The 19,032-nt window shown below is 47.7% G+C and carries 24 protein-coding genes; 6 read left to right on the forward strand and 18 right to left on the reverse strand.

Annotation, left to right across the window (positions count from 1 at the left end; genetic code table 11):
* Window positions 1-4: 4 nt before the first annotated feature.
* Together K6Q96_RS21390 and K6Q96_RS21395 are read left to right on the forward strand one after the other, a co-directional pair.
* Window positions 5-487 (forward strand): hypothetical protein, encoded by a 483-nt coding sequence (locus K6Q96_RS21390; RefSeq protein WP_251879949.1) that lies wholly within the window; start codon window positions 5-7, stop codon window positions 485-487.
* A 73-nt stretch (window positions 488-560) separates the two neighbouring features.
* Window positions 561-1,064, forward strand: a complete 504-nt coding sequence (locus tag K6Q96_RS21395; RefSeq protein WP_251879951.1) for a GNAT family N-acetyltransferase — start codon at window positions 561-563, stop codon at window positions 1,062-1,064.
* Here the strand turns inward: K6Q96_RS21395 and K6Q96_RS21400 are convergent.
* The 4 genes from K6Q96_RS21400 to K6Q96_RS21415 all read right to left on the reverse strand — a co-directional run bounded on the left by K6Q96_RS21400 (window position 1,059) and on the right by K6Q96_RS21415 (window position 3,529).
* Entirely contained in the window at window positions 1,059-1,532 is a 474-nt protein-coding gene (locus tag K6Q96_RS21400) for an NYN domain-containing protein (protein WP_062664579.1), read from the reverse strand. The genes K6Q96_RS21395 and K6Q96_RS21400 overlap by 6 nt on opposite strands.
* Before the next feature lie 61 nt (window positions 1,533-1,593).
* Complete coding sequence (locus tag K6Q96_RS21405) at window positions 1,594-1,977, reverse strand: MAPEG family protein (RefSeq protein ID WP_251879953.1); 384 nt, start codon at window positions 1,975-1,977, stop codon at window positions 1,594-1,596.
* Window positions 1,978-2,001: 24 nt separating this feature from the next.
* Window positions 2,002-2,856, reverse strand: coding sequence for an alpha/beta hydrolase (locus K6Q96_RS21410; RefSeq protein WP_251879955.1), 855 nt, complete (start codon window positions 2,854-2,856; stop codon window positions 2,002-2,004).
* 82 nt (window positions 2,857-2,938) lie between these two features.
* Window positions 2,939-3,529: a TetR/AcrR family transcriptional regulator gene (locus K6Q96_RS21415; protein WP_251879956.1), complete on the reverse strand. Its 591-nt coding sequence runs from the start codon at window positions 3,527-3,529 to the stop codon at window positions 2,939-2,941.
* Window positions 3,530-3,906: 377 nt separating this feature from the next.
* On the opposite strand from K6Q96_RS21415, the gene K6Q96_RS21420 reads away from it, so the two are divergent.
* Both K6Q96_RS21420 and K6Q96_RS21425 read left to right on the forward strand, forming a co-directional pair.
* Window positions 3,907-4,086, forward strand: a complete 180-nt coding sequence (locus tag K6Q96_RS21420; RefSeq protein WP_251879958.1) for a hypothetical protein — start codon at window positions 3,907-3,909, stop codon at window positions 4,084-4,086.
* Between the two features lie 434 nt (window positions 4,087-4,520).
* Entirely contained in the window at window positions 4,521-5,861 is a 1,341-nt protein-coding gene (locus tag K6Q96_RS21425; protein ID WP_251879960.1) for a calcium-binding protein, read from the forward strand.
* Between the two features lie 62 nt (window positions 5,862-5,923).
* Here the strand turns inward: K6Q96_RS21425 and K6Q96_RS21430 are convergent, their stop codons facing one another.
* Together K6Q96_RS21430 and K6Q96_RS21435 are read right to left on the reverse strand one after the other, a co-directional pair.
* Window positions 5,924-6,556: a flavin reductase family protein gene (locus K6Q96_RS21430; protein ID WP_251879961.1), complete on the reverse strand. Its 633-nt coding sequence runs from the start codon at window positions 6,554-6,556 to the stop codon at window positions 5,924-5,926.
* 383 nt (window positions 6,557-6,939) lie between these two features.
* Complete coding sequence (locus K6Q96_RS21435; protein WP_251879963.1) at window positions 6,940-7,839, reverse strand: pyridoxal-phosphate dependent enzyme; 900 nt, start codon at window positions 7,837-7,839, stop codon at window positions 6,940-6,942.
* A 443-nt stretch (window positions 7,840-8,282) separates the two neighbouring features.
* Between K6Q96_RS21435 and K6Q96_RS21440 the strand changes: the two genes are divergently transcribed.
* Window positions 8,283-9,104, forward strand: a complete 822-nt coding sequence (locus tag K6Q96_RS21440) for a c-type cytochrome (RefSeq protein ID WP_251879965.1) — start codon at window positions 8,283-8,285, stop codon at window positions 9,102-9,104.
* Between the two features lie 49 nt (window positions 9,105-9,153).
* On the opposite strand, the gene K6Q96_RS21445 is transcribed toward K6Q96_RS21440, so the two are convergent.
* Window positions 9,154-9,729 carry a redoxin domain-containing protein gene (locus K6Q96_RS21445; protein ID WP_251879967.1) on the reverse strand — a complete coding sequence of 192 codons (576 nt, stop codon included), beginning with the start codon at window positions 9,727-9,729 and terminating at the stop codon, window positions 9,154-9,156.
* Window positions 9,730-9,862: 133 nt separating this feature from the next.
* Between K6Q96_RS21445 and catB the strand changes: the two genes are divergently transcribed.
* A complete protein-coding gene (catB, locus tag K6Q96_RS21450; RefSeq protein ID WP_251882368.1) occupies window positions 9,863-10,492 on the forward strand; it encodes a type B chloramphenicol O-acetyltransferase in 630 nt (209 codons plus the stop codon).
* A 31-nt stretch (window positions 10,493-10,523) separates the two neighbouring features.
* Here catB and phnP read toward each other — a convergent pair whose 3' ends face one another.
* The 11 genes from phnP to phnF all read right to left on the reverse strand — a co-directional run bounded on the left by phnP (window position 10,524) and on the right by phnF (window position 19,015).
* Window positions 10,524-11,282, reverse strand: coding sequence for a phosphonate metabolism protein PhnP (gene phnP, locus K6Q96_RS21455; protein WP_251879969.1), 759 nt, complete (start codon window positions 11,280-11,282; stop codon window positions 10,524-10,526).
* Window positions 11,283-11,346: 64 nt separating this feature from the next.
* Window positions 11,347-12,009: a DapH/DapD/GlmU-related protein gene (locus K6Q96_RS21460; protein WP_251879971.1), complete on the reverse strand. Its 663-nt coding sequence runs from the start codon at window positions 12,007-12,009 to the stop codon at window positions 11,347-11,349.
* Window positions 12,002-12,577 (reverse strand): ribose 1,5-bisphosphokinase, encoded by a 576-nt coding sequence (phnN, locus tag K6Q96_RS21465; RefSeq protein ID WP_251879973.1) that lies wholly within the window; start codon window positions 12,575-12,577, stop codon window positions 12,002-12,004. The genes K6Q96_RS21460 and phnN overlap by 8 nt, the downstream gene beginning before the upstream one ends.
* Before the next feature lie 14 nt (window positions 12,578-12,591).
* Window positions 12,592-13,728, reverse strand: coding sequence for an alpha-D-ribose 1-methylphosphonate 5-triphosphate diphosphatase (phnM, locus tag K6Q96_RS21470; protein WP_251879975.1), 1,137 nt, complete (start codon window positions 13,726-13,728; stop codon window positions 12,592-12,594).
* Window positions 13,729-13,743: 15 nt separating this feature from the next.
* Window positions 13,744-14,466 (reverse strand): phosphonate C-P lyase system protein PhnL, encoded by a 723-nt coding sequence (phnL, locus tag K6Q96_RS21475; protein ID WP_251879976.1) that lies wholly within the window; start codon window positions 14,464-14,466, stop codon window positions 13,744-13,746.
* An 8-nt stretch (window positions 14,467-14,474) separates the two neighbouring features.
* A complete protein-coding gene (phnK, locus tag K6Q96_RS21480) occupies window positions 14,475-15,260 on the reverse strand; it encodes a phosphonate C-P lyase system protein PhnK (protein ID WP_251882369.1) in 786 nt (261 codons plus the stop codon).
* A gap of 26 nt (window positions 15,261-15,286) precedes the next feature.
* A complete protein-coding gene (locus K6Q96_RS21485) occupies window positions 15,287-16,174 on the reverse strand; it encodes an alpha-D-ribose 1-methylphosphonate 5-phosphate C-P-lyase PhnJ (RefSeq protein WP_251879978.1) in 888 nt (295 codons plus the stop codon).
* Window positions 16,171-17,271, reverse strand: a complete 1,101-nt coding sequence (locus tag K6Q96_RS21490) for a carbon-phosphorus lyase complex subunit (protein ID WP_251879980.1) — start codon at window positions 17,269-17,271, stop codon at window positions 16,171-16,173. The genes K6Q96_RS21485 and K6Q96_RS21490 overlap by 4 nt, the downstream gene beginning before the upstream one ends.
* Complete coding sequence (gene phnH / locus K6Q96_RS21495; RefSeq protein ID WP_251879982.1) at window positions 17,262-17,870, reverse strand: phosphonate C-P lyase system protein PhnH; 609 nt, start codon at window positions 17,868-17,870, stop codon at window positions 17,262-17,264. Before phnH ends, K6Q96_RS21490 begins: the two co-directional genes overlap by 10 nt.
* Window positions 17,867-18,319: a phosphonate C-P lyase system protein PhnG gene (gene phnG, locus K6Q96_RS21500; RefSeq protein ID WP_251879984.1), complete on the reverse strand. Its 453-nt coding sequence runs from the start codon at window positions 18,317-18,319 to the stop codon at window positions 17,867-17,869. The genes phnH and phnG overlap by 4 nt, the downstream gene beginning before the upstream one ends.
* Window positions 18,320-19,015: a phosphonate metabolism transcriptional regulator PhnF gene (phnF, locus tag K6Q96_RS21505; protein WP_251879986.1), complete on the reverse strand. Its 696-nt coding sequence runs from the start codon at window positions 19,013-19,015 to the stop codon at window positions 18,320-18,322. It abuts the gene before it with no gap.
* Between the last annotated feature and the right edge of the window lie 17 nt (window positions 19,016-19,032).

Raw genomic sequence — 19,032 nt, forward strand, 5'->3', positions numbered from 1 at the left:
TGAGATGAATACGATAATCAAAAGTCTTACGCTGTTTACCCTGCCGGTGTTTCTGATCGCCTGTGGAGGTGGCGGAGGTGGCGGAGATACTTCCGGCGGCAGTGGCGGTTCAGGTAGCACAGATATCTCAAGCTCTTCACCGACAACATCGTTAGTCAATACTGAAGATATCGTTGCACCTCGTGCTTTCAAATTTTGTATTGGTGACGCCATCCAATTAAGTGTGAATTACAGTGGCTCAACATCAGGGGCTCTGCATGTTTACTCTCACGCAGATTACGTTCACACCAACGGCGACGTAGATGTTGACCCATTGTCCCGATTGACGACGATTTATCCCGACCTGACAACAAGCGTTGATATCGAAATTAATGGTAATTGGGAACAGATATACGCCAGATGGGTACCAATGAGCAGCTCAGAGCCAGAGCAAACCTTTGTTGTCACCCTCAACCAAGCAAGCGGTGCTTATGTCATCTCATTCTAACTAAATCGTTTTATCTCAAGCAGCTATAATCATAAGAGCCCTTACTTTAAGGGCTCTTTTTTAGGGAATATCGATGCAACAACCCATACTAAGTACATCTCGATTAACGCTCAGAAACCTTAACGAGAAAGATGCAGGCTTTATCAACCGACTCTATAACACTGATGGTTTTCTTCAGTTTATTGGAGACAAAAATATTCGCAGTCCCATAGACGCTGCTGTTTACCTTCGTTCGACGCTGCTGCCTATGCACAATGTCCCCCTAATGGGTCTATTAGCCGTGCAGCTCAAAAACCATGAGCCCATTGGCGTATGCGGATTGATTGACAGAGATAACCTTGACGGAATCGATTTGGGATTTGGATTTTTCCCGGAATATCACGGACAGGGGTATGCAAAAGAAGCAGCAATGGCTGTGTTAGAAATGGCGAAAGATTCACTGGCATTGACAGAAGTGGTAGCCATAACACTTGAAACTAATAAAAGTTGCTTGAAACTACTCAAAAACCTCGGATTCCAAAAAGCGAAAGCTGCGCATCCTGAACCCGAAGTCATGCTTTTGAAATTGAAGTTATAGCAACAGATCTTCTTCAATGCGGATAAACTGGTCAACGCTGTTTATCAATGAATTAGCAGTCAGCATCGGCACACCGAACACAATCGCTTCTTTACTGTAGCGCTCGCGCACTTTATTCATCAGCAAGTCAAAATCGCCATCGCCGGAAAGCAGGATAATGGTATCTACCTCGGGTGCCATTTCCATCACATCTATTGCAATGCCGACGTCCCAATCTCCTTTGGTACTGCCATCACTGCGTTGAATGTAGGGCTTAAGCTTCACTTCAAAACCGATATGACGCAGAGCATCCTGGAACTTTATTTGCTGATCATCATCGCGACGGATGGCATAGGCGTTAGCAACCACCACGTCTCCCATGTACTGCAGCTGCTGCCAAAGTTTTCGATAGTTAAACTGGCGGCCATAGGCCTGGCGGGTGGTGTAATAGATATTTTGTACATCTGCGAATACAGCGATTTTCTTCAAAGGAAGTTCCGGTGTGCTTATTGAGGGACGGGAAGAGAATAGCACACCGGATGTGAAAAAATCAGAAGATACCTAGATATAGCGCCCATAGTGCTGAAGCTATCAACACTGAGAAAGTCAACAACATACCGTAAACACGAAATTTTAGAGGCTCACTGGGTTGGCTCACCGCATAAGCGTGGAGCAATCGACCAGCAAATAAGGCAATACCGAGCACATGAAGATACTGGCTTTGCTGATCTAGCTGAAGTTCCACCATCAACATCAGCAACAAAGTGAACGGTACGTACTCTGCAAAGTTACTGTGAGCGCGTATCGCTTTCTTCAATAACTTTTCATCGCCATCACCCAAGGCCACTTTATATTCTCTACGGAACTTAATGACCCTCATTGCCAAGTAAATAAACACCATGCAAAGCAGCGCAGCATAGATAGGTGTGGTCATGAGTTTCCCTTCCCGATGACTAATTTAAACAAGCGGCCGAGCCACTTTAGAGAATGCTTCTTTCAGTGGATCGCTTTTCAAAACACGACCATGCCCTAACCCTTCCGTTTCCACCAAAGTGACATGGTCATAGATTGTCGCTTCTTTTGACACTCCAAATGGCGCGAAACGGTCACCTTTGTCATGAACAATCACAACGGGAGATTGGCGCTTACCCAGCTTAACGAAGGGGTCGATATCTTCAATGCGGACATTGTATTCCTGCCCAACAGAAGCGATCACTTCTTTAAACAGCTTCATTGAGTAACCAGAAGCTTCGATAGTGCCAAAAAGGTTGTCCCAATATTTGAGTACCGGTGCCACCAGAATAATCGGTTTACCTTGGAGCGATGGATGCTCACTTTCCAACAAGGTTGCACCTCCCATTGAGTGTGCCACCACACCTTCTATTTTTTCCTGCTGGTTGAGAATACCATCCAAAGCGTTGAGAAAAGCAGGAATGCTCCCCTCTTTGCCTTCACTCTTACCGTGTCCTGGATGGTCATAAGCCAATGCGGTAAAACCCGCTTCTACGATATGCTCCATCAAAGGAAAGAACTGGTTTGAAGAACCTGACCAGCCGTGCGTGAGCACCCAAGTTGGGCCAGAACCCAACTTATAGGTCATCATGTTACCCTGCTTGGTTGGAACGGCTTCTATGACCATTCCTTCTGGCACAGGGTTGGTTTCCCGCCCTTTTGCAGGTGTAAGAAATAAACGACGCGCCGTTTTAAGTGCATGCTTAGGCGCAATTTTGTGATGAAGCCGACTCGCAACGCTCAATGCGCCACGTTTAAAGCTGAACCGGTTGTTATTGCCAAAGTAGATTTTGCTACTCATGGATGTCCCTCTTAGTTTTCGAACGGTCGTGCTATTTTCATTCCAAGAAAAAGCAGACTCAGTATTTGTCTGCTTCCACTGTTTATTTTCTAACTTTATTGAACAGGCCATCAATACCTGTCCAGAACTTCTGCGCCCCTTCAGATTCCAATTTCAGGGTTCTGAACAAATGGCTACTCAGGTACAAACCATAGAGTTCATATACGGTTTGCCAGCAATCCAAATCTTCACGAAACTCGCCAGATTCAATGCCTTTCTCGAACTGAATGTGTAGATAGTTTAGCCACTTTTTTATCGTCCCTTCTAGTGCCTGCTGCATAGGATCTGCATCATCATGGCTTTCACGCCATGCATCCAGAAACATGCAGCTTCCTTGGAAGGAGCTGTTCCAAGTCAGCCAATTGTCCAGCATGTGGCGGATCTTCGCTTCAATGCTCGGATGTGAAGCTTCTCTGCAAGGCACAATAATACGAGCAGTGAAACACTCCCCAGCAAACATCACTACAGCAGCCTGTAAATTGCTCCGCGAGTTAAAATGTGCAAACAGCCCGCTTTTCGACATACCCACCCGTTTGGCTAATTCGCCAATGGTGAGGCTTTCCAACCCTTCATGACTCGCCATTTCGAAGGCAGTGCTCAGTATCTGTTCCCGCGTCTGCTTTTTCTTGCTCATTCTATAATTCTCAAACTTCTCATTTAAAAATAGCACGAACGTTCGATTTATCAATTCAAGATAAGACTGGTCAGAGTAGTATCATGAGACCTCGTTCTTGGCATCTCTATCGCATAAAACCTTTTCTTGGACCAGTAAGATCCTCTCCGACGAAATCCCGAAGCTTTAGTCTTGGCGTCATCAGTTCAAACATTTACGCCGGCCTAACTCATGCAAATCCGGAAAGTCATTCTTTCTTTTAATACTAATAAAATCAGAAGGTTGATTAATCTGATATTCAGACTATTTACTAAGGCTTAACCCTTAATAAACGTGACGAGATTAACACTTTCCTGTCAACGTGACTTACCGTCAACGCATTCATGAGGAAAACACAAATGAAAAAGACTCTTGCTACAGCTCTACTCATGCTCGCTGCTTCACCTTTTTTCGCGGCCAATGCTGACATTACTGTGGTTCCCGTTTCCGGTGGCGCTTTTGTCACAGCGACTCAATATGGCCAGCCACTTGAAGGCACTAAAGTGAGTCAAACTCGCACGATAGAGCGCAGAGAGTAGACAGAGACGCCCACAGTGATAAATCTGCTGTGGGCGTTTTCCAAATTATTACCAATAAAGTACTACTCCCACTTCCATTCTTTTTTCATCTAAGGCAGGAAATTCCCCAAAATATATTTCAACATGTATCTGTTAAATTTTAGAAGTATCTAACCAAGATCTGTGTTCCTTGGATCTTAATCTCAAATATTGTCCAGAATTCCATCAAAACAGTCATGTCATCCATAAGTCGAATCTAATTTCCATATTAATCGTAGATGAATTATTTCTACCTTCAGATAACTATTTATCATGAAAAATTTACCTTAACCCTCTATTCCGTTTCACCCCTGAGACATCACAACTCATCAGAACTGGCATTATCTCGCTCCACGTGAAAGCGGTTTCATCACGTTAAACGCTTCAATCAACACAAGAATAAGGAAAAAGCAACTATGACAAATATCATTCATGGAACCGAGAACGACGACATTATTGACGGCACAGACGGTGTCGATTTTATCTATGGTCATGGCGGCAATGACTATATCGAAGGTTGGGATGGCACAGACTACATCTACGGCGGTGACGGTGATGACACTGTTATCGGTGGTGATGGAACAGATGAAGTTCACGGCGATGCGGGTAATGACTGGGTGCGTGGCGGCCTATTGAACGACAACCTATTTGGCGATTCTGGCGATGACCGCGTTGAAGGTTTCGATGGTGACGACAACCTGTATGGTGGTACTGGGAATGACACCCTCTATGGCGGTAAAGGTAAAGATAACCTTTATGGTGGTGACGGGAATGATCGAGCTCGCGGCAACGAAGGTGATGACTTTGTAAGCGGTGGCTTTGGCGATGATGTGTTATTCGGTAACACCGGTAATGACGTTCTAGAAGGCGATGAAGGCAACGACGTACTTTGGGGCAATGAAGGCACTGATCAGCTGGATGGTGGCTTAGGTAACGATAAACTATTCGGTGGCGAAGATAATGACCTGCTTTCCGGCTTTGACGGCGACGATCTTCTCGAGGGCGGAGACGGCAAAGACGAAATCTATGGGGGTCGCGACAATGATTATCTGGACGGCGGCAATGGGGATGACATGCTGAATGGAGGCTATGGGAACGACGAGCTCCATGGCGGTCTTGGCAACGACGAAATGTATGGTCGTGGCGACGACGATCAGGTCTTTGGCGGTGCGGGTAACGATTATGTCAGTGGTGGCCTTGGCAATGACTTTGTGAACGGTGGCTCTGGTAACGACACTATTCTCGGTGAAGAAGGCGATGACAATCTGATTGGCCTTGAGGGTAACGATACCATTTATGGTGGTCTTGGCAACGATTTCATCGATGGTCACACTGAAGACGACCTCCTTTACGGCTGGTCTGGTAATGACACTATCCGAGGAGGCCTGGGTAACGACAAACTGTTCGGTGAAGCAGGTAACGACAAGCTTTACGGCCATGACGGACTGGATCGCCTAAATGGCGGTGGCGGTGACGACTATCTGGATGGCGGCATGGGTCGTGACATCCTGACTGGTGGCGCTGGCCGTGACACCTTCTTCTTCAATAACAGCAGTGAAAACGACATCATTCTCGATTTCAATGGTAACTTGGACACTATTGCGATTCAGAAGACGCTGGCGACACGCATGTCAGACATCAACATTCGCCAATCTGGTGAAGACGTTGTCATGACATTTGATAAAGCGCCAACCAAGATCGTGCTGGATAAGTTCAGCGCAACCGATCTGGATGCATCTATGTTTGATTTCGTATAAGGTTGAAAACCCAAAAGCGGAGGTTTCCCCTCCGCTTTTCTCTTTTACCGCTAGATACTTTCTCAGTCGATAACATCCGGTTTCTTGTCTGGTTTTGCGTAGCTTAGTCGCCCTAACCTATTGGTAACGTGGTAGCTATCAAGCCCTGAAACAGCAACTGTTTCTAACGCTTCAATGTCGATATAGCCATCGTTCGCTATCACATCGTCTTCTACCAGCACGTTATTGATTTCACCTATCACCAGCACTGTGCCATTGATTTCCAGTGTCTGCGATTCTCGCAATAGTAATGAATATTTGAGTCGACTCTCTGCGACAAAGGGAGCTTTCACTCCATCTAACCATTCAGGCGTCAGCCCAGCTTCCGTAAATTCCGAAACCAACTGTTCGTAACGGGCAGATGTTTGATGGGACTGTTTCCAGATATCAGCATTGACCTGGTTGATCGTGTACTCACCGAGTTCAAGTATGTTTTCTAGTGTGTCACGGGTGACGGTATGAGGGCGCATGATCATGCCTACCAAAGGCGGGTTGGCCCCAATGTGGAAAACCGAACTGACTATCGCGAGATTGTGATTACCCTTTCCATCGGTTGTGCCGATAAGATTTGCACTTTTGAATCCAGAGAGACTGTTAATCAGTTTGGCACGATATCTGTCTTCGAGCTGCCCTAACTCTTCGTTGTTGAAATGCATGATGACCTCTTTTTGCCATAGTTGCTTTCCAATACCAGAATAACGCCCATTTCGATCAATTATTGCATCTCCAGAATTGAGCCTACCGTTATTAACCCCATATTAACTCATAATCATGTAGGCACTGGATTTATGGACAAAATCTCTCACTTTCACCGACCACTCAGTGAAAGCTCTCAATAACAACAAAACATTCTGAAATTTACTGATTCTTATTGATTTTCCGGCTGTGTATCATGAAAGATAAACTGATGGTTTTGGCCTATCTCTGATTACGATCCACCTGTCCCAACTCGCTAAATGATAGCGATACTCTGATCCGTATCAGCAACTAACAAAAATGCTCTCTAATATGGAGGATATTTCTCTATCTCACATCATTGTTACTGACCATACTTTCGCTGGTATCTCGGCAACATACTCTCATTGCCAATAATGCCACCTTGGTGGACATAGAGCAGCGTCTTGTCCTTGTTTTCCGGTAACCACTCGCTCAGGCATCGCCACATCAATGGGTCGTACAATAAATCAAATTCAACGCCAGTCTGTTGCAGCAGCCTTTTCCACGTTTGGTAATCGTGAAGGTACAACTTTCCAAAATGATGCTTTGACGGCGCTTCTAAAACCGTTGGAAAGCACGACTCGCCCAGTTCTTCAAACTGCTGAACCAAATAGTCTTTCCCACCGACACAAGGGCATGTCAGTACTTCAATACCATGAGCTTTAAGATGCTTGTATAGAAATAGTGCGGTAGTGCCCGTTCCTGACGGCAACGCCACACAAACACTGTTCTCCTGTCTGGATTGCATCCAGCTAAGGATCTCTTGCGCCAGCTTCGCGACACCCTGCTCTGCTATCGGGGAACGCCCTCCCTCCGGAACATACAAATATCCTTCACCAAGCCTGTTAGCTTGAATGTAGTCGTGAGGATGAATTGGCTCATCAGTTAACTCCGAAACCGCAATCACTTCCGCGCCCAGTTCCAACGCTATCCGATAATTTCCAACGGGACTATCTTTCAACCAATCAGGGATTCGATCAACATAAAACTCCAATTGCCAGCCTTTGATATTGGCCAACGCTGCAAGCGATAACAGCGAGTTCGCCTGCGGCGAGCCGTAACCAATCAGACGGGTAATTTTCTTTTCTTCCAGTTCCAATAGCGCCATCAATTTGCGCGCTTTGTTACCTGAAAAATGTGGGTGCAACTGGTCGTCTCGTTTAAGAAAGAAGGAAAAGCCTTCAAAGCAATGTTGCGTAACGGGTGTTTGAGAAAGTTTCATTGATGCTGAATTTGTTTGGTGAAGGCTTCATCATACCTCAGTTTGCCCTTGCTATACCTGACACTTCTTACGAATGAACACCTTCCATCTAAACCGCAGCGATAAAATGCTTACCAAAACAAACGTCGAACGAAGTGAAAAAGGAGTATTCGATGGTAAACGCTATGAGTAGCTATTCTACCGTTCCGTTGCGACTGCTCAGTCTACTCAAATAGGGAGAACTTCTCCCCCTTACATCTTACTGTTCCAAATTAATGCCTACTCTTTTTGTCTTCCTTACAAATAAATACCATATAATCTTGACAATATTCGCTTTCACTCGTAGCACTTTCAAAAATTAACTTGATCAGTTTCAAAGTAGCCAAATAAATATCAATGCAATCAATCTCTAAGACTACTATCAAAATGAAACCAAACAGGGTGTTCAATAAAAAGGTGACAATATGTTCAGGTTCGTTTTTGCAATATTGCTAGGTTTTATTTCGTTCCAAAGTTCAGCAGATGACCGAAAGTTAGAATTCATTCTCAAAGATGGACAGCAGGTACTCTTTGAGAAAACAGTAGGCATTGATCAGATGCAAGCATCAGCAGCTCAGCGCTCACTGTCGTTTCAGTCTCCCGTTTACAACAAGCCAATGACCTACGAAGCTCTATCCTTTAAAGATGTTGCAAGTCTGGCAGGCGTTGACTTCAGCAAAGTAGAAGAGATCAAGTTTGTAGCATTAGATGGATTTGTGGCAACTTGGACCAAAGGCACAACGAAAAGCCCGTTGGTCGTGGTGACTGGCGAGCAAGGTACTGAAGGAAAGTTCACCGACATTGGTGAAGGCAAAGAAACGCTCAATCCTGGACCTTTTTACGTCATGACAACAGACCCAAAAGAATACAATAATTGGATATGGCCTTTTCAGGTTTATAAGATAGCATTCAATTATCAAGCACCAAAGCCAGATTATTATCCTACGGGTGCAGAAGATCTGCCAATTATTATGGCGGGATACAATGCATTCAAATCAACATGTATTTCATGTCATTCAATTAACTTAGAGGGCGGTGATATAGGCCCGGAATTAAATATCCCTAAAAACATTACAGAGTATAGGGATATTGAATATTTAAAGGCATTTATTAAGAACCCGAACTCATATCGGGCCAAATCTAGAATGCTGAAGTTTGAACACCTATCTGACCAGCAATTGAATGAGCTCATCGAATATATGGCTTATATGGGCTCTTTGAAAATGCTTGATAAGATTAACGAGTAAAACCAAAAGAGCCGACCACGTGTCGGCTCTTAACTTCAGGTAGTTTGACTTACACCTTACAACCATACTCGTCACACCCATAGCGATCATCGACAGCCTTACCGTCCTGGCGACGAGTGCTCACAGTCTCACTTGCTGCCTCAGCGTTTGCTCTTTCTTCCAGCAATGAACCAATGAGCCCACCCACCTGCAAATCGCTCAGCATACCAAAATGGTTTACCCTGAGTTTTCCATGCTGATCCAGAATGAGAAGCGTCGGCGTTCCACCAAACTGATAACGGTCCATGGTCTTTGGGATTGGGTTGTACTCACTCGGTTGATCAATCGCTACGGGAAACTTAATACGATATTCATGGATAAACGCTCGCAATGCATCAGGGGTCATCACATCGTGATGCTCAAAAACAGAATGCAGACCAATGACCTGAACGCCTAAGTCTGAGAATGTGCTCTGAATGTTCTTTGCCAGTGGCAGTCCATGAGAAATACAACCAGGGCACAGCATTTGAAATACATAGATGACAACGACTTTCCCCAGATATTCATTAAGTTCGATGGGTCGCTCCGTATTCAACCATTCACTAGCGGTCAGCTTGAAAGTCTGACCGGATAATACACTCGACATATCTTCCTCTCATCAATATTGGTTTCGATACGAAACTAATATATCTTTCTACAGATACTCACGTCAAGTTTACTTTGGTTGTCCGATATCTCAGGAGTATCATTCTCGCGCAGCAACTTCAGTGAAAAAGACCATGAACTATTTCGAGTCCCCTTTTGTCGGTAAGCCCATCGCCGAGCAGATTACCAATCCAAATATTATCGTAGGCAGACATAGTTACTACTCGGGTTATTACCATGGGCACAACTTTGATGACTGCGCCCGTTACCTGATACATAACCGCGACGATGTCGACAAACTGATTATCGGTAACTTCTGCTCCGTAGGCTCCGGCGCTGTATTTATGATGGCGGGCAACCAAGGTCACAGATCGGACTGGGTCAGTACCTTCCCCTTTTTCTATCAGGACAATGAGAACTTTGCCGGTGCCGAAGACGGTTTCAGCCGTGCGGGAGATACTGTGATTGGTAATGATGTGTGGATAGGTTCAGAAGCCATGATTATGGCAGGCGTGAACATTGGAGACGGCGCCATCATCGCCAGCCGTGCTTTGGTGACGAAAGACGTCGCACCTTACGAAGTGGTGGGCTCTAACCCTGCTAAACACATCAAATTCCGGTTCGGTGAGGCTGAAATTCAAATGCTACTAGAAATGCAGTGGTGGAACTGGAGCGATGAACAACTGAAGGGCTGTATGGATTTGATCTGCTCTTCAGAGATTGAGGGGCTATACAAATACTGGCAGACAAGTGTTTCCGAGTAGACTTTTAATGCGTTAGGGCGACAAGTCGCCCTTATATCTCCATCCCTTCCCTACCTATTTCCATCCAATCAGGGATATCGTTATCCATTAACCAACAATCAAGCTCATGGCCGATATGAGTGATGATGAGTTCTTTCGGTTGCAGCTTTTCATAAACCTGGCGAGCTACTTCAACGTTCCCATGGTTTGATCCCTCATGTTCAGGCGGAAACGAACAATCAAGAATCAACGCGTCCAATTGAGTTAGTGAGGCAAGGAAATCAAGTGTTTGGGCTGGTAACCCGTCGGTATCAGTCAGATACGCGATACTCTTTGGCCCATATTCCAGCAGGTAACCCACTGTCGGCCTGGAGTGTTTAAGTTGAAGCGGGGTGACGCGAAGCCCATTAATATTCACCACATCGCCATGATTCATCTCTGGCAGGAACCTGAGGCAACCTGAGTGCTTGAGAAGATCCGCGCAGCCTTGTTCGTCGTCCGGACACCACACAGGAATAGGAGAGGGCTTGCCCCATCTCAAATGAAAAAGCCCTTGTACATGATCAACGTGGAAATGGGTCAGCAGGAAGCCATGGTAAGTACCCGCAGGAAAACGTTCATGTAAATCCATCAGGCCTGCATCAATTAATAATCTCTCCCGGGCGCTTCCTTTTCCCCATTCTACCATGGCAGAACAGGGTTTTCGTTCAAATGCAGTGTGTTCTATGGCTCTTTGACATGCGGCACATTCACATCCATACAGGGGAACCCCCCCTGCCGCCCCTGTTCCTAGCAAGGTCACTCGTAACATTAGTTCTTCCATGCACAAAAAAGTTGGGTCTCTACCCAACTTTATACCCTTCAAATTATGACAGTCAGTGGCGCTTCTCTACTGCTTCAAGAAAGGCTTCGGCACTTTGCTGAAAGTAAGGAAAATACTGCCTGATTTTCTCTTCCGGCCAATCCCACCAGCATAGGCGTTCCAGCTTTTTCGCGGTTTCTATATTTTCAAACCTTGGCCGCAACGTCTTCGCTGGATTACCAACCACAATGGTATAGCTTTCCACATTTTTGGTGACCACACTGCCTGCGCCGATAATCGCACCATCTCCGACGCTGACGCCGGGGAGGATTATTGCACCATGCCCAATCCAGACATCATTCCCAATCGTTACACGGTTTTCCGCCCGCCAGTTAAATACCTCTGCATCCTTGCCCGAGCCGCCCTCTTGGAGATCTTCCATTCCATATTTTCCAGGTCGATAGGTAAAGTGATGCAAAGTCGGACGCCACCAAGGGTGGTTGCCAGGATTAATTCGAACCTTTGAAGCAATCGATGTGAACTTACCAATTTCAGTATTCGCCACTTCACTGTCGGGACCACTATAGCTGAAGTCTTGCAGTGCAACATGTTCCAATAGTGTACGTTCGCCGACTTCAGTCCATCGCCCGAGCACCGAGTCAGTTACCACAGCATCGCGACAAATTGTTGTCTCTTCATGCAAAGTGCGATTTGTGTCAATGTGATGCTCATCCATGGTGATTGCCTCCGTTTTCCTTACAGAGTGCGATATCTAATTGACCAGCAAACTGAGCGACGGTGTCTTCAAGTTTCCCGCTGTTGTTGAGATGAATCGCATCGGCCGGGCGCACTTCATCATACTGAATGGCGCGTTCCAATCGCCGCGCAATGTCTTCTACGCTTTCTCTGCCACGGGCTTCAAGGCGTTCTCTAAGTGCATCAGGGTTGACTGAGATCCATACGACTTCCAGCTGTTCTCCAAATACCCCTCTGGCAAAGGGCAGATACGCGCGAGAACCATTCACCATCACATCCATGCCCGACGCCAACCAAGTTTCCACTTCACGCCCCACCCCATAGCGAAGTCCGTTCGCTCGCCAGTGCATCGAAAACAGTTCTTGCTTGATACGAAGATCAAATTCGTCATCCGACAAGGCAACGTGGTTTTCACTGCCAGCCGAAGCGGGTCGTGTAATGTATCGATGTGCCACCATCAACTTGTGGCAGAAGCGCTCTCTGGCGGCATTGATCAGCGAATCTTTCCCTGCCCCAGAAGCACCAAGCACGTAAAACAGCTTTGCCATTTTCATCTCCTGTTTTAGAACACGCGACGCCCCTGACGCCAAACCTGCTGCACATAAGGCTGCTCGTAATGATGCTCCACCAGTAACAAATCTGCCCGCATTCCCTCTTTGATGATGCCGCGATCTGAAAGACTAAGCGCCGACGCTGGGTTACGTGTCGCCAGGCAAGTCGCCGAGGCCAGATCCAGTGCATTGCGGTCATCATCTGCAAGACGGAAAACCGCATCCAACAAACTGCCAGGGAAATAATCAGACGATAATGCATCTAACACGCCCAACGACGCCAGCTCATGCGCTGCTACATTGCCTGAGTGCGAGCCACCACGAACGACGTTGGGTGCCCCCATCATGACTTTCAGACCAAGTTCGTGGGAGCGTTGTGCCGCTTCAACGGTAGTAGGGAATTCCGCCAACACCAGTCCCAATGCACGGGATTCTTCAACATGGGCACGGGTCGCATCGTCGTGGCTTGCAAGAGGGATATTTTTCTCATGGCAAAGGCTCGCAATCGCTCGTCGGTTTAGGTCTGACCATATCGCGGACTTTTCACGCTGGTCCTGTTCGAATGCGGCCATCTCTTCGTCATTGAGGTTGTATTTACCCTGATAGTACTCGTAATACTTGATGAGATTCACGAACTGACGCTGACCCGGAGAGTGGTCCATCAGGGACACCATATGAGTCTGATCCAAGTCGAGATAAAGCTTAGCTAAATCAACCGTCGTCTCATGGGGCAACTCACAACGGATATGAACAAAATGCTCAGCGCGATTCAGACCTCTTTCGCCACTTTGAACAATGGTATTAATCATCTTGTCGAGGTTATCCTGACGATGACCACCATCGCGCACATCACCGACTGCAATCGCATCCAAAACCGTTGTGATACCGGCTCCGATAAGTTGAGCATCATGCGCTGCCATGGCCGAGAATGCAGGCCAGCTGACCTTTGGTCGCGGCGTGAAGTACTTTTCCAGATTGTCGGTATGCAGCTCAATTAGCCCAGGCATCAACCATCCTTGATTGCCATCTACTGCTCCTGGCTGATAGCTGGGCGAATCAGACATGGCGCGAATAATGCCGTTCTCAACTTCTAACGAGCCATTAACGACTTCGTCTTCCAACACCAGTTGAACATTGGTAATGATCATTGTCGCTTCCTTCCCTCAAGCCAGTTTCAATGTAGCGGTTGAAATGTCGTAGAACTTATCTGCCACTTGCTGGCGAACATATTCGTCGTGGAATATGCCAACAATCGCGGCGCCCCGTTGCTTAGCTTCCAGAATGAGTTCAATCACGACATCACGGTTCTTCTCATCCAGTGATGCCGTCGGTTCATCCAGCAACAGAATAGGTGATTCAACGATAAATCCGCGGGCAATGTTCACTCGTTGCTGTTCACCACCAGAAAATGTCGCGGGTGCCAAATGCCATAGGTGTTCAGGCACGTTGAGTCGTTTCAACAAAATCCCGGCCTTTTGCTGTGATGTTACTTTGCATTCCCCTTGTTCCACCAAAGGTTGCGCAACTACATCCAGTGCACTGATTCGGGGAATAACACGCAGAAACTGGCTCACCCAACCCAAGGTGTTTTTGCGAACATCCAGAATGTCGCCGGGCAGCGCACTGGCAATATCCACCCAATGCTCGCCTTGCGTTGTATTTTGGTGTCGTACCTTAATTTCGCCGTTATCGACAAGGTAATTCGCATATAGCGCGCGGAGTAAAGTACTCTTCCCTGCACCCGAACGACCCAGCAGTACAACGCATTCCCCTTTGTCGACAGAGAAGCTAGAGTCGGCAAGCACGGAGAGCTTCGCACTGCCTTGATTGTGAAGAACGAAAGTCTTACTGACATTCGACACGCTTAACATGGTTGTGTTTGTCATGGTCTTCCCTAACCCTGCAAGACGGATGATACGAGCAACTGTGTGTAAGGATGTTGCGGATCGTCGAGCACCTGATCGGTCAGCCCGGTTTCGACAATTCGACTCTCTTTCATCACCACCAATCGGTGAGCCAGTAATCTCGCGACAGCCAAATCATGGGTCACAATGACCACAGACAGCCCTAACTCCGTAACGAGATTTCGAATCAAATCCAGCAGCCGTGCCTGCACAGACACATCAAGCCCGCCTGTCGGTTCATCCATAAAGATGAGTCTCGGATTCGTCACCAGATTGCGGGCAATTTGCAGTCTCTGCTGCATACCGCCGGAGAAAGTGATTGGCATATCGTCGATTCGGTCTTTAGGAATCTCCACCTGAGAAAGCCAGTCCAACGCTTGCTCCCGAATATCGCCGTAATGTCGGTTTCCTACTGCCATCAGTCGTTCGCCGATGTTGCCACCAGCAGAAACCCGCGGGCGTAATCCATCCATCGGATGCTGATGAACCACTCCCCAATCGGTGCGCAGTAATCGACGGCGTTCACTTTCAGAAAGCGCATAGAGGCTCGCTTGAGAGCCATCTTCAAACTGGTAATTCACTGCGCCACAATCTGGCGTTTCACGACCTGAAAGCACACGTAACAAGGTGCTTTTTCCAGAGCCTGACTCACCCACAATACCCAGCACTTCACCTGGCCATATAGCAAAAGAGATGTCCTGACACCCCTTGCCTGGCTGATAAAGCTTGGTGAGGTTTTCTACTTCCAAAAGTGGCTGCAAATTCGTTGCTCGCATCGTCGCGTACTCGCGACCTAACTCTGTTACTGACACGCGCGCTTCTCCTCTTGCTCCTTTTTCAGAGCATTTTTTGACTGCTTGTCATTGCAATAATCGGTATCAGAACACACGAAAATTCGGTTGCCTTTATCATCCGTGACTACTTCATCCAGAAAGCTGGTTGTTGAACCACAGATGCAGCAAGGCTCACCCCATTGCTGAATTTCAAAGGGGTGATCGTCGAAATCCAGACTCTTCACATCGGTATAGGGAGGAATGGCGTAAATACGCTTTTCACGCCCAGCGCCAAAGAGTTGCAGTGCGGGCATTTGATCCATCTTGGGGTTATCGAATTTCGGAATAGGCGAAGGATCCATGATGTAGCGACCATTAACACGCACTGGGTAAGCGTATGCGGTCGAGATATGGCCATAGCGCGCGATGTCCTCGTAGAGCTTCACATGCATAACGCCATATTCTTCCAGACCATGCATTTTGCGTGTTTCCGTCTCACGCGGTTCAATAAAACGCAATGGCTCAGGGATCGGCACCTGATACACCAGTATCTGGCCTTCGTTCAGTGTTTTTTCTGGAATGCGGTGGCGGGTCTGAATCAGCGTAGCCTGCTCTGTGCGCTCAGTAGTTTCAACGCCGGCAACCTTTTCAAAGAAGTGGCGGATGGAAACCGCGTTTGTGGTGTCGTCAGCCCCTTGGTCAATCACTTTAAGCACATCAGGCCCACCGATAATGGCAGCGGTGATTTGAATACCGCCTGTGCCCCAGCCATAAGGCATGGGCATTTCGCGGCCACCAAACGGCACCTGATAACCGGGAATCGCAATGGCTTTTAGCAGGGCACGTCGAATCATGCGTTTGGTTTGTTCATCGAGATAACCGAAGTTATAACCACTTTGAACGGCTTGCGTAGTCATAGCGCTTCTCCTTCGCCCGATGCGTCGCGGGCATCAAATTCTTTTTGAAGCTTGCGGATGAGTTCAAGCTCAGCCTGAAAGTCCACGTAGTGCGGCAACTTCAAGTGGCTGACAAAACCCGCGGCTTCAACGTTGTCGCCGTGCGCTAACACAAACTCTTCATCCTGAGCAGGGCCTTGTGGCACTTCGTCATATTCGCCACATTGCAACGCTCTATCTACCAACGCCATCGACATCGCTTTACGCTCAGAAAAACCAAACGTGACGCCGTAACCCCTTGTGAATTTCGCTTTATGCTTTTTACTGCCTGTGAAGCCATTGATCATCTGGCATTCGGTCATTTCGATATCGCCAATTTCAATGGCAAAGCCTAATTCTTCAGGAACGACTTCAAGCGTGACTTTGCCAGAGCGGATTTCGCTGGCAAACGGGTGATTACGCCCATAACCACGTTGGGTGGAATAACCCAATGCCAGCAAGAACCCCTCATCACTGCGCGCAAGTTGCTGCAACCTTGCACTTCGGTTTGCCGGGAATGTGGGTGGATCCATGGTGATATCATCCGGCGCTACGCCGTTATCTTCCTCAGTCACCGTCAGGTCGAGGCTTTCCAGAATACTCATCACCCTTGGGCAATGCGCCATCTCATCAACATCACTCAGTTTTGCAGGTTCGCTAAGTTCTCCACCTTCTGCCAACAAAGCAAAATCAAGCAATCGATGGGTGTAGTCATAAGTTGGCCCGAGGACTTGACCACCCGGCAAATCTTTATAAGTTGCTGAGATACGACGCTCGATTTTCATCGTTTCGGTATTCGCAGGTTCAGTTGCTGCCAAACGAGGTAAGGTGGTGCGATAAGCGCGGAGAAGAAAGATAGCTTCCACCAAGTCACCGCCAGCTTGTTTGATAGCTAACGCAGCGAGTTCTTTGTCATAAATGCCGCCTTCGGTCATCACACGATCTGTCGCGCCAGCCAGTTGTTCTGCTATTTGTTCGACATTCAGAGCGGCTTGCGAAAAAGAACCCCGGCGTTTTTTGTTCTGCAATTCATGAGCAGCAGCGATCGCTTTCTCACCGCCTTTTACAGCTACATACATGTGGCCTCCTCAACTTCCAGGGTCACTTCGGTCGAGCGAGGCAAAGCAATAACGTCGGAGCCAGACGTAAACAGAATATCCACGCCATGGGGGAAATGGCTGCGTTTTGTTACCAAAGCCAGAAGAAGCAGCGGGTTCAAACCCTTCACTTTCATTTTCGTTGTCGACTGAATACCGGGGCCAGCCAGCAACAGCACATCGCCTTCTCTAAGGCTATCTACCTCAATAATCAAGGTGGTGCTTCTGTCCGGGTAGTGTTCGCTACCAACATTGAAACCTTCGAAGTCTTCCAGTTCACTACCTCTAGCAAGCGCAAAATCGGACTCACACTTCTGATCAATGAGCGGCGCTGCACAGTGAAAACGAATGTTTTCAACCAAGGCTTCATCTGAGTTGAAGCGTTCTGATAGCCACAGGCTGGTTGCGTTGTCGGCTAACGTCAGTAACACCTGGGTCGCAGCGCGGCTAGTTGTTCCAAACTCGGCGCTATAGTCCAGTGAAACCCGTTTCCCTGGACGGGACATCGCCTCCATTAACGCTCGGAAGACCTGCTGTGCATCATGCACGGGTGACTCAAAACCCGCTGTTATCTTGCTCATTCGTCCTCTCCTCTCACCATGGTGAAAAAGTCGACTTTACTGGTCGCCACTTCCCTTGCACGCAACTGCTCCTGTTCTGCTTTTTCTGCGGCGAGCGGCGATATCAGGGCTTGCTGCAGCACATCATGTGCTGGGGTTTGCATCAATGCATCCACCACAGCAGCGAGTTCTGCATGCGGCTTGTTTCTTCCAGTGACATAGCTGTAACCCAGCTCGCCACTACCCAGTCGAACCACAGCACGGGTGATGGTGACATCGCCCATATTGAAAGCGTTGCCTGTACCACCCATTCGAGCGCGTACCTGAGCCAACCCCAGTTCAGGTGCGCGAACCAACTGGTATTGTGGGTCAAGTGCGAGTTTTTCCCAGTGCGTTATCAGCGCATTGGTATCCGTTCTGGCGAGGACTGACATCCAGCGCTGGCGCGGTGTTTGCTGTTCCTGTTCCATTCAGTGCTCCAAAACAATCTCGACCAGATCAGAACGTGTGTGGGATGATGAAAACTCCACGATCCGGTCGGTTCCTGTGATCACGTTGGTGGTTTTAAACACCATGATGGGCGTCTTGCCAGATAGCTGAAGCAATCGGCAATCGGTCTTTTTCGGCATCATGGCTCTGAGCCGAGTACTTTTACGAGTGAGGTGTACGTCCAACTTGTCTTTGAGAAAAGCGTGTAGCGAACCCACTTGGAAATGCTTTACTACCGACCACCATTCAAGGTCGGCAAGGTAGTGATCAATCACGCTCGCTGGCATGCCATTAATCTTTCTGAGGGTGCGAAGTTTGATCACTTGCGATTCCATCTCGACATCAAACATGCCTGCTATTTTCTCGTTCGCAGCCACCAGCCCACTGCTGATCACTTGACTGGTCGGCAAACTGCCCTGTTCCATCAAGTTGTCCGTAAAGTGGGCACCGGCGTGAAGCGGATAGTCATAAGGTTGGCTGACCACCATGTTGCCCCGACCCTGTTGGCGCTCAATGAGGCCAGTAAAGACCAGTTCATCAATTGCACGTCTCACCGTATGCCGGTTCACGTCGTACTTCTTTGCCAGCTTGGATTCAGGCGGCAGGTAGTCCCCCGCCTGAAAATGGCTGCGAACTTCCTGTTCAAGATGTCTGGCGATATCTAAATAAACTCGCATGTTTGATCCCTCTGCAT

Origin of the sequence: Grimontia kaedaensis, assembly GCF_023746615.1 — a bacterium.
Classification (GTDB): Bacteria; Pseudomonadota; Gammaproteobacteria; order Enterobacterales; family Vibrionaceae; genus Enterovibrio; species Enterovibrio kaedaensis.

What these genes read in the sequence shown, in the direction of transcription:
- K6Q96_RS21390 (WP_251879949.1), top strand. Translation starts at nt 5, where the DNA reads ATGAATACGATAATCAAAAGTCTTACGCTGTTTACCCTGCCGGTGTTT.
- K6Q96_RS21395 (WP_251879951.1), top strand. Translation starts at nt 561, where the DNA reads ATGCAACAACCCATACTAAGTACATCTCGATTAACGCTCAGAAACCTT.
- K6Q96_RS21405 (WP_251879953.1), bottom strand. Translation starts at nt 1,977, where the DNA reads ATGACCACACCTATCTATGCTGCGCTGCTTTGCATGGTGTTTATTTAC.
- K6Q96_RS21410 (WP_251879955.1), bottom strand. Translation starts at nt 2,856, where the DNA reads ATGAGTAGCAAAATCTACTTTGGCAATAACAACCGGTTCAGCTTTAAA.
- K6Q96_RS21415 (WP_251879956.1), bottom strand. Translation starts at nt 3,529, where the DNA reads ATGAGCAAGAAAAAGCAGACGCGGGAACAGATACTGAGCACTGCCTTC.
- K6Q96_RS21420 (WP_251879958.1), top strand. Translation starts at nt 3,907, where the DNA reads ATGAAAAAGACTCTTGCTACAGCTCTACTCATGCTCGCTGCTTCACCT.
- K6Q96_RS21425 (WP_251879960.1), top strand. Translation starts at nt 4,521, where the DNA reads ATGACAAATATCATTCATGGAACCGAGAACGACGACATTATTGACGGC.
- K6Q96_RS21430 (WP_251879961.1), bottom strand. Translation starts at nt 6,556, where the DNA reads ATGCATTTCAACAACGAAGAGTTAGGGCAGCTCGAAGACAGATATCGT.
- K6Q96_RS21435 (WP_251879963.1), bottom strand. Translation starts at nt 7,839, where the DNA reads ATGAAACTTTCTCAAACACCCGTTACGCAACATTGCTTTGAAGGCTTT.
- K6Q96_RS21440 (WP_251879965.1), top strand. Translation starts at nt 8,283, where the DNA reads ATGTTCAGGTTCGTTTTTGCAATATTGCTAGGTTTTATTTCGTTCCAA.
- K6Q96_RS21445 (WP_251879967.1), bottom strand. Translation starts at nt 9,729, where the DNA reads ATGTCGAGTGTATTATCCGGTCAGACTTTCAAGCTGACCGCTAGTGAA.
- catB (WP_251882368.1), top strand. Translation starts at nt 9,863, where the DNA reads ATGAACTATTTCGAGTCCCCTTTTGTCGGTAAGCCCATCGCCGAGCAG.
- phnP (WP_251879969.1), bottom strand. Translation starts at nt 11,282, where the DNA reads ATGTTACGAGTGACCTTGCTAGGAACAGGGGCGGCAGGGGGGGTTCCC.
- K6Q96_RS21460 (WP_251879971.1), bottom strand. Translation starts at nt 12,009, where the DNA reads ATGGATGAGCATCACATTGACACAAATCGCACTTTGCATGAAGAGACA.
- phnN (WP_251879973.1), bottom strand. Translation starts at nt 12,577, where the DNA reads ATGGCAAAGCTGTTTTACGTGCTTGGTGCTTCTGGGGCAGGGAAAGAT.
- phnM (WP_251879975.1), bottom strand. Translation starts at nt 13,728, where the DNA reads ATGATCATTACCAATGTTCAACTGGTGTTGGAAGACGAAGTCGTTAAT.
- phnL (WP_251879976.1), bottom strand. Translation starts at nt 14,466, where the DNA reads ATGACAAACACAACCATGTTAAGCGTGTCGAATGTCAGTAAGACTTTC.
- phnK (WP_251882369.1), bottom strand. Translation starts at nt 15,260, where the DNA reads ATGCGAGCAACGAATTTGCAGCCACTTTTGGAAGTAGAAAACCTCACC.
- K6Q96_RS21485 (WP_251879978.1), bottom strand. Translation starts at nt 16,174, where the DNA reads ATGACTACGCAAGCCGTTCAAAGTGGTTATAACTTCGGTTATCTCGAT.
- K6Q96_RS21490 (WP_251879980.1), bottom strand. Translation starts at nt 17,271, where the DNA reads ATGTATGTAGCTGTAAAAGGCGGTGAGAAAGCGATCGCTGCTGCTCAT.
- phnH (WP_251879982.1), bottom strand. Translation starts at nt 17,870, where the DNA reads ATGAGCAAGATAACAGCGGGTTTTGAGTCACCCGTGCATGATGCACAG.
- phnG (WP_251879984.1), bottom strand. Translation starts at nt 18,319, where the DNA reads ATGGAACAGGAACAGCAAACACCGCGCCAGCGCTGGATGTCAGTCCTC.
- phnF (WP_251879986.1), bottom strand. Translation starts at nt 19,015, where the DNA reads ATGCGAGTTTATTTAGATATCGCCAGACATCTTGAACAGGAAGTTCGC.